Below are 7,895 nucleotides of genomic sequence, written 5' to 3' on the forward strand. Positions count from 1 at the left end.
CAAAAACAGGGGTACGACCACTTCCTACTAAAAGAGATTAGCGAGCAGCCTCAGACGCTACGCTCTACACTAAACGGCCGCGTTATTTTAGATGAAAAACGAATTCAACTTGGGGGTCTTAATTTAACCACTGAACAGTTACGTAACATTGAACATGTGACGATTATTGGCTGTGGAACGGCATATTATGCGGGGCTGCTGGCGTCATATTATCTAGAACAGCTTGTCGATGGGTTGACTGTCGATGTTGTCATAGCGTCAGAATTTCGTTACCGCTCATTCCACATGCCAAAAAACAGTGTTGCGCTCATCGTTTCCCAGTCGGGTGAAACGGCCGATACGCTTGCCTGCCTGCGCGAGATTAAACGTCGTGGTGTGACGACACTTGGCATTATTAATGCTGTTGGTTCGACGATTGCCCGAGAAGTAGACGGCGGTGTATATGTTCATGCAGGTCCAGAGATCTCTGTGGCGAGCACCAAGGCCTTTACGTCGCAAGTTGCGGCTATGACGATGTTTGGCGTGCAGGTGGCTCAGGCGAAGGGAGTGAGCACGCAGCGGACGACTGAATTCGTAGAAGAACTTGCAATTCTGCCAGACGAGATCGAAAAGGTGATCAAGAAACATCAGACAGAAATTTCTAAAGTCGCAAAGAAATATGCAAAATACGAACATGCGTTATTTCTGGGACGGGACACGCTGTTTCCAGTTGCTCTTGAAGGCGCATTGAAGTTAAAAGAAATTTCGTACATCCAGGCCGAAGGGTATGCGACGGGCGAATTAAAGCATGGCCCAATTGCCCTTATTGATGATCGCTTCTTTGAAGTAGTACTTCTAGCGGAGGGCTGGTTGTTTGATAAATCTATTAGTGGGCTCTCTGAAATAAATGCTCGTGGAGGGCATGTTCTTGCGCTTACTAATAGCAATAAAGAAGTTGATGCTGAGACGGTAGTTCGTGTTAAGACGAAATTGGATATCCTTGCACCAATTGCGTTGAATGTCTTGCAGCAGTTATTTGCATACTACGTTGCGGTTGCGCGGGGCAATGATGTTGATCAACCACGTAATCTTGCGAAGAGTGTCACGGTTGAATAAGTTGGCAGAAAGGATGGATACAAACTGAAACCGCATATGGCAAGAACTGATCACAATGAGTCAGATATAAGAAAGGGCTCAACTCGCTACATGATTGTCGTCTAAGCGGCGGGGATAAATGAATAGGTCATATCGTACCTTCCAATTAAATTATACATTGGTGGCTGTGCTATGATTAACGAGTAAATATGTGAGTGGAGAGTCGTCCTCCTTTTCTCTCACTTGAACTAGTTCTGCTTTCGCATTAGGTCGTTAAGTGATGCAACACCATGCTTTTTGAGCAAGGTGCCGAGTTGCATATCGTCACGAACTTTAAAGTCCGTGTTGTATTGCTTCTCGATGGTCTTCACTAAAGTGTCACTACGTTTTTGCCGCAGTGGCCCACTTTGATTGCGTGAACGATAGCCTGCCATACCTGGGGTATCGGGCGCTTTTCGATTGGCCATTGTTTTCTCCTTTCTCGTCAGTTTAATTACCAACGCCGTCAGATCGGATCAAAAACTTTGAGATTGAATTAAGAAAAGGTACCCTCCACTCGCATATTTACTGGTGGATAATTTCAGTATAGCACACAGTGTGTTATGAGTGGACTTATTTTTATATAACGATTGATAAATAGTCCACTTATGCATACAATAGATAGTATGAAAGAAAAAAAGGTGGACTTAGAGAAAAATAAAGATGATGTAATAGTCCAGCTGACGAAGCTGGCTCTAGTCGGTAGACGACAAGACATACAAATGTACGTTAGACGGCTAGCAAAGCGAAAAGACATGGCTGATATAAAAGAGCAACTGAATGAATTAATGCGCGATATGCCAAGCCAGGCATCGCCAACCCGCAGCAGTTCATTTAGCGCAGTGCCCGTTGATCTTGATTCAAGAATTCAGCTACTTAGACATGAGCCGGTGACTTCATTAGAGGTTGAACCGATATGGGGTAAAGATGTGCGTGATAGTCTAGATCAGATCATAGATGAAAGAAGTAGAATCCAAGAGCTACAAAAAGCGGGTTTACAGCCCACTAAAACAGCATTATTTATTGGCGCTCCTGGAGTAGGCAAGACACTGGCTGCTAAATGGCTTTCGTTAAAGTTAAATAAACCACTTTTTATATTAGATCTATCCGCGGTAATGAGCAGCTACTTGGGCAGAACAGGTGCAAATCTGCGTATGGTTCTAGATTATGCAAAAAGTATTGATTGCATTATTTTACTAGACGAGATTGATGCTATTGCTAAGAAACGTGACGACCTAGGAGAAGTGGGCGAGCTGAAGCGCCTTGTAACCGTACTGCTTCAAGAGGTTGACGACTGGCCTTCAAATAATTTAATGCTTGCTGCTACTAACCATGCGAATCTGCTAGACCCTGCTATCTGGAGACGATTCGATAATATTATTGAGTTTCCATTACCAAGTATAGAAATCATACGAAAGACTCTCGAATCTTACTTATCGAATAGTAATTATAAGAATGAGGAGATGGTAGGAGTTCTAAGCGTAATTCTCCACGGTAAATCATTTAGTGATATCGAAAAAGTGGCACTAAGATTAAAAAGAGATACGGTACTTAAGAATATTACGCTTGATGACTTGATAGAGACCGAAGTCCTTAAGCGACTCGATGAATTAAATAAAGACGAGAAACGGTCATTGGTAAGGGTATTTACAGCCTTTAAATATTCGCAACGCCGAATAAGTGCTTTGCTTGGGGTTAGTCGGGACACCATTAGAAAGGTTGCTAATTAATCATGCTTCCTGACAACTTCTTACTTGGTTATGGCGAAAGGCTAACGTCCCCCATAGCGGCACCTCCCTCTAGAATGAATAAGGTAGCGCCCTATACGTTCGAGGAGTCAGTTGAGCGTTTATCACCTGAGCTTCGCCAAGCTACGCAGGAGTTGATCGACTTACCTAGTTCCGCAAAGCCTAATGATAAGACGGTTGCAGCGGTTACTCTTCACCCATCGTATACAGCTAAGTCCTACTACCCGGATGCATTATTCAATGAGCTTGGCTTAAAGGCCATTGGAAGTAAGGAAACAAAAATAAAACCAGACAAATGGACCAGAAAAGAAGAGCCTAAATCTGTAAGATCTACGACAATCTTTGTAGAGGGGAACTCTCAAGCGTTTATTGATATTGCCGATAAGATCTCGCAGTTACCCCCGGAGTCAACAGCCGCAAAAGACCTAGTGAAGATTGAAAGAGTTCAATCTATTAGTCAAATAGATCGAATTGGGGGAATTGATGATTTACAAAATGAAGTGGATCTAGAGGTTGTCTTACATCTTGGTGATATTGATATGCACGAAGCTGTGCTAAGTGGGTTTCAAGAACATTTAGGTACTTTGGGTATCAATGTTGATTTAGAGGATAGGCTACAGCTTGATGGTATTTGTTTTTTGCCCTTAACGACCGATGTAAGCAAGGTTCAGGCCTTAGCTCAGTTTTCATTTTTACGCTTTGTCAGGCCAATGCCACATATGATTCCCGTAATTCGCAATGTGCCAGGTCTAAGTTTTGAGGCATTGTTGCCGCCTGCTTCTACTAAACCTATTGATCCCGGAATGCGTGTTGCTGTATTTGATGGAGGTATTCCAGAAGGTACGGCGATTGAACCTTGGGTACGGCGATTTGACGCGGAGGGTGTCGGCCTACCCGAGGATGATTTATTGGGGCATGGAACTGCTGTAACTGGCGCTGTTTTATTTGGGCCACTGGTGCAAGGGGTTGCAGCGGCAACCCCTTATTGCTATGTAGATCACTACCGTGTTTTAGACGGTGAGGCCGATGATGATGAGCTGACCGTTATTAAAAGAATTCGGCGAGTTGTTGAGAATAATAATTACAGCTATATAAACATTAGCCTTGGCCCTAGTATCCCGATTGACGACAATCAAATTAGCCCGTGGACAGTAATCTTAGACAAATTGCTACACCAAAAGGGAATATTGGCGACTGTTGCTACGGGCAATGAAGGTCATTTGGATGAAGAGTCTGGTAATGCAAGAATTATGCCTCCGAGCGATGCCGTCAATGCTCTTGGGGTTGGAGCGGCGGATCATTCAGCGCGGGGTTTGAATTGGGAAAGAGCTGAGTATAGTTCGTATGGTCCAGGGCGTTCACCGGGGGTAATTAAGCCGGAAATTCTAGCATTTGGCGGCTCAAGCCCGGAACCCTTTTATGTGATTGACTCGAATAATGGTACTATAACCGCGCCTCAGCTGGGGACCAGTTTTGCTTCCCCGGCAGCCTTACGAACAGCTCTTGGTATTAGGGCTCACTTTGGAGAGGTATTATCACCTGTTGCCTTGAAGGCTCTGTTGGTGCACTCCGCTACTAAAGATCAGAGACATGAAACGAAACATGCTGGGTGGGGTAGAGTTCCAACAGATTTTACTGAGATAGTTGCCACTGAGAGCACGAGTGTCCGCATCGTTTACCAAGGAACCCTTGGTCCGGCAGAGTGGATCAATGTACCGATCGCCATGCCAACGAGCCAACTCGATGGGTTTGTGACCATTGATGCTAGTCTCTGTTATTTTACCGACACCAATCCCGAAGACCCCGCTAATTACACGAAGGCTGGGATGGAAATTCGTTTCAGACCCCATAGTGATAAACGTAAGGCTCCAGAGCAAGTGTATGCAAATTCTCAATCATTTTTTCAGAAGAGCCAGATAAGCTTATTTGAAGATGAACTAAACTATAATGCACACTTTTGGGAAACTACTTTGTCAGCGTCTAGGCGCATGAAGGCCACTGGTTTAAACGAACCCGTTTTTAATTTACATTATAATGCGCGCTCTGCAGGGGGTAGAGCTGAGCCGGATGCACCACCGTTGAACTATGCTATGGTCATTACAATTTCCGCTCCAAAGAATGCTAACTTATATCAGGATACGGTTGCTCGCTATCGAACCCAGCTTGAAACTCTTCAGCCAGTTGTGCAAATCCCTATCCTTGCTGGACAGATTGGTCAACAACTTCACATTCTCTAAATCACTTGGCTTACTCTTGTTGAATAGCGGCCGTCCACTCTCCGTCCGCAGCTACTTTCAAAAAGTAATCACCTTCTTTTTCGATGCGCGAAGCATCCGAAAGTTCGACGTCTCCGATCTCATCCGCAAGCGTGTCTAACTCATGCTCCTTACTATCCATAAGGTACACGTTAAAATTGGCAGGCACGAGTTGAATCGAACCCTAAATGTATGGCCAATCCCAAGTTTTTGAACATACATACTCTACTTATATATGTATTTATCTATAACTTAATATAAATTACGTTAACTATCTAATAATCAATTTTATAGTTTACGTAATACATGTTTATACTTATAATTATATCTGTTATTTTAATATTATTAATCCTGTCTTATTTATAATAAGAGAAGGGAGAAAAAGAAGAGAAAGAGTGTGAGAGGGAAAAAAGAAAAAGGAGAAGAAAAAAAGAAAGAAAAAGAAGCGAAACGACTGACGAGCAAGCAGCGTGAATTGCTCGAGCTTGTCTTTCGGTTTCGTTTCGTAACGGCTGCAGACGGAGCCGCCTACTTCGAACAGCCCTATCTCAGTGGCATTTGGGCACGACTTGAGAAGCTGGTTGCGACAGGAATGGTTGCTAAGCGCTATAACGGGGAGTATAAAATTCATGGTCGGGCTGCCGAGTATTACTGTACGCCTCAGGCGCGGCATGAGCTGCGTCATGACATGAAAAATGTTAGCGAGCGTGAAATCAAGCAACTATACAGACGCTCCGAGGCTTCTGAGCGTTTCGTGCAACGTTCTCGTGCTCAGCTTCGTATATACTTAGATCTTCGTGCTTGTTACGGAGAGAGGCTCAAGATGGTGACGAAAATAGGATTGAACTGCGAAGATTATGACTATTTTCCGCGTCCGCTGCCAGACGCCTTCATCACTTTAGAAACTGACGAGGGGAAGAAGCGATACTTCTTTCTTGATTACTATGATGACGACATTTCACTTGGGATTCATGCTCGCAGGCTGCGACTTTACAGCAACTACGAGGAAACGGGTGAGTGGGATGATACCGGTGTGGACTTTCCAGGTATCTTAGCTATTTGTGAGTCGCCTAGACTTACAAAGCGTTTTGTAAGGCGTGTGCGTCATTTTGTTAATAATGAATGGACAGACCTGGATATGATACGGGTAGCTTGTATTGATGATCTTGTCTCCGATACGCACGAAAAACACGAGATCTGGACTGATCCACTCAATGAGTCGGACGGAAATGTCGCACTACTACAACAGGAAAAGGATTGAGCCCGGGCTATCGAGGCAAATTGTCGTTCACTATTTTTTGTATTTTTGTAGCGAACAAACCCTTGGCAAATCGTTTGGATTTTCGATGCAGGGTTGCTGGCAAAAATGAATATTGCTCGAAGCGTTTCATTGCTTCAACAAGCGAGTCTACAGTTTGGTGTTCGAATAGAATTCCCGTCTCCCCGTCTTGTACGATATCTAATGCTCCACCTTTTGCGTAGGCAATAACGGGTGTTCCTGCGGCTAAACTTTCGGCTGCTGAAATTCCAAAATCTTCTTCGTTAGGGAATAGGAAGGCTTTACTGTGCCAGGCGACTTCGTTAAGCTCGTCGTCACTAATTCGTCCCGTGAAGGTAATTGTAGGTCCGGCAAGCTTTTTCAGGCGTTCCGTGTCAGGACCCGAGCCAATGACGGTAAGCGGCACGCCAAGTCGGTTACATGCTTCAATAGCAATATCAAATCGCTTATAGGGAACGTGTCGTCCCCATACGACAAATCCTGCGCGCTCGGACCTGACGGGTGGAGTGAACCTCTCGACATCAACAGGAGGGTACACGATAGTGCTTGGGCGATTGTAATATTGTTTTATGCGTGACTGCGTAATGGTTGAATTGGCAATAAAATAGTCCACGCCTTTGACGGATTCTAGATCGAGTTTACGCATGCGTTTAACGAAAAATGGAATGAACGGACGGATTAAAAATGTAAGAGGGCCGAAGTTGAATTCCTTTTTAAATTCCTCGTAGTGACTCCAATAATAGCGGATCGGGGTGTGGCAGTAACAAATATGAACGGCGTCGGGTCGTTTTTTAATTGCCTTTGCTTCGGCACTTGCCGAGCTGATAATAATGTCGTATTCGCTGAGATCGAGTTTTCGAAATGCTTTGGCACGAAGGACTGGCCATAGTTGATGTTTGTAACGAATAAACTCTGGAAGCCATTTTTGTAGATAGGTTGTACGAACGTCACAATCTTTAAAAGCAGGCATTGCCTCTTTGTTATAAACAGACGTATAGATTGGTGCATTCGGGTAGAGTTTGTGAAGTTCCAGTATGAGCGGCTCAGCTCCTCCCATATTCGTTAGCCAATCGGCGACAATTGCAACCTTTGGTGCGGGCACTATTTAGCTCCTCGTTTACCGAAAACGACAGCGATTGTTTTAAATAAGATCTTGATATCTAGCCAGAAACTCCAGTTTTGAGCATAGAATAATTCTAGTTCGACACGTTCTTCAAATGATAAGTTGCTACGGCCTGATACTTGCCAAAGTCCAGTTACTCCAGATTTTACGCTGTGAAGAAGTGCGGTGCTGCCTTTTGAGAACTTAACTTCTTGCGGCAAAATTGGACGAGGTCCAACTAGGCTCAGGTCACCCTTCAATACATTAAATATTTGGGGAAGTTCATCCAGTGAAGTAACACGGAGGAAATGGCCGAACTTTGTGATGCGGGGGTCGTTTTCGACTTTGTGATTGGTTTCGTACTCGCGTGCTAAATCTTCGCGGCCCATCTCTTTAAA

General features: G+C 44.3%; 8 protein-coding genes. 4 read left to right on the forward strand and 4 right to left on the reverse strand.

The genetic code is table 11. The features are described from left to right. Window positions 1–1,095: glutamine--fructose-6-phosphate transaminase (isomerizing) (glmS, locus tag VK497_00005; GenBank protein ID HMI08767.1), on the forward strand; the 1,095-nt coding region annotated here is incomplete at its 5' end. A gap of 227 nt (window positions 1,096–1,322) precedes the next feature. Here the strand turns inward: glmS and VK497_00010 are convergent. Beyond that, on the reverse strand, window positions 1,323–1,541 hold the full coding sequence (locus VK497_00010; protein HMI08768.1) for a hypothetical protein: 219 nt from the start codon (window positions 1,539–1,541) through the stop codon (window positions 1,323–1,325). A gap of 180 nt (window positions 1,542–1,721) precedes the next feature. Here VK497_00010 and VK497_00015 point away from each other — a divergent pair, with 180 nt between their 5' ends. Continuing rightward, complete coding sequence (locus VK497_00015) at window positions 1,722–2,843, forward strand: ATP-binding protein (protein HMI08769.1); 1,122 nt, start codon at window positions 1,722–1,724, stop codon at window positions 2,841–2,843. A gap of 74 nt (window positions 2,844–2,917) precedes the next feature. Next, on the forward strand, window positions 2,918–5,098 hold the full coding sequence (locus VK497_00020; GenBank protein ID HMI08770.1) for a S8 family peptidase: 2,181 nt from the start codon (window positions 2,918–2,920) through the stop codon (window positions 5,096–5,098). Between the two features lie 10 nt (window positions 5,099–5,108). On the opposite strand, the gene VK497_00025 is transcribed toward VK497_00020, so the two are convergent. Continuing rightward, window positions 5,109–5,258 (reverse strand): hypothetical protein, encoded by a 150-nt coding sequence (locus tag VK497_00025; protein HMI08771.1) that lies wholly within the window; start codon window positions 5,256–5,258, stop codon window positions 5,109–5,111. Window positions 5,259–5,513: 255 nt separating this feature from the next. On the opposite strand from VK497_00025, the gene VK497_00030 reads away from it, so the two are divergent. Beyond that, on the forward strand, window positions 5,514–6,377 hold the full coding sequence (locus VK497_00030; GenBank protein HMI08772.1) for a hypothetical protein: 864 nt from the start codon (window positions 5,514–5,516) through the stop codon (window positions 6,375–6,377). Between the two features lie 7 nt (window positions 6,378–6,384). Here VK497_00030 and VK497_00035 read toward each other — a convergent pair whose 3' ends face one another. Together VK497_00035 and VK497_00040 are read right to left on the reverse strand one after the other, a co-directional pair. Then, window positions 6,385–7,497, reverse strand: coding sequence for a glycosyltransferase (locus VK497_00035; protein HMI08773.1), 1,113 nt, complete (start codon window positions 7,495–7,497; stop codon window positions 6,385–6,387). Further along, the coding region (locus VK497_00040; GenBank protein ID HMI08774.1) for a sugar transferase at window positions 7,497–7,895 on the reverse strand (399 nt) is incomplete at its 5' end. The genes VK497_00040 and VK497_00035, both read right to left, overlap by 1 nt.

This window comes from Candidatus Saccharimonadales bacterium (genome assembly GCA_035317825.1).
GTDB lineage: Bacteria > Patescibacteriota > Saccharimonadia > Saccharimonadales > Saccharimonadaceae > DATHGB01.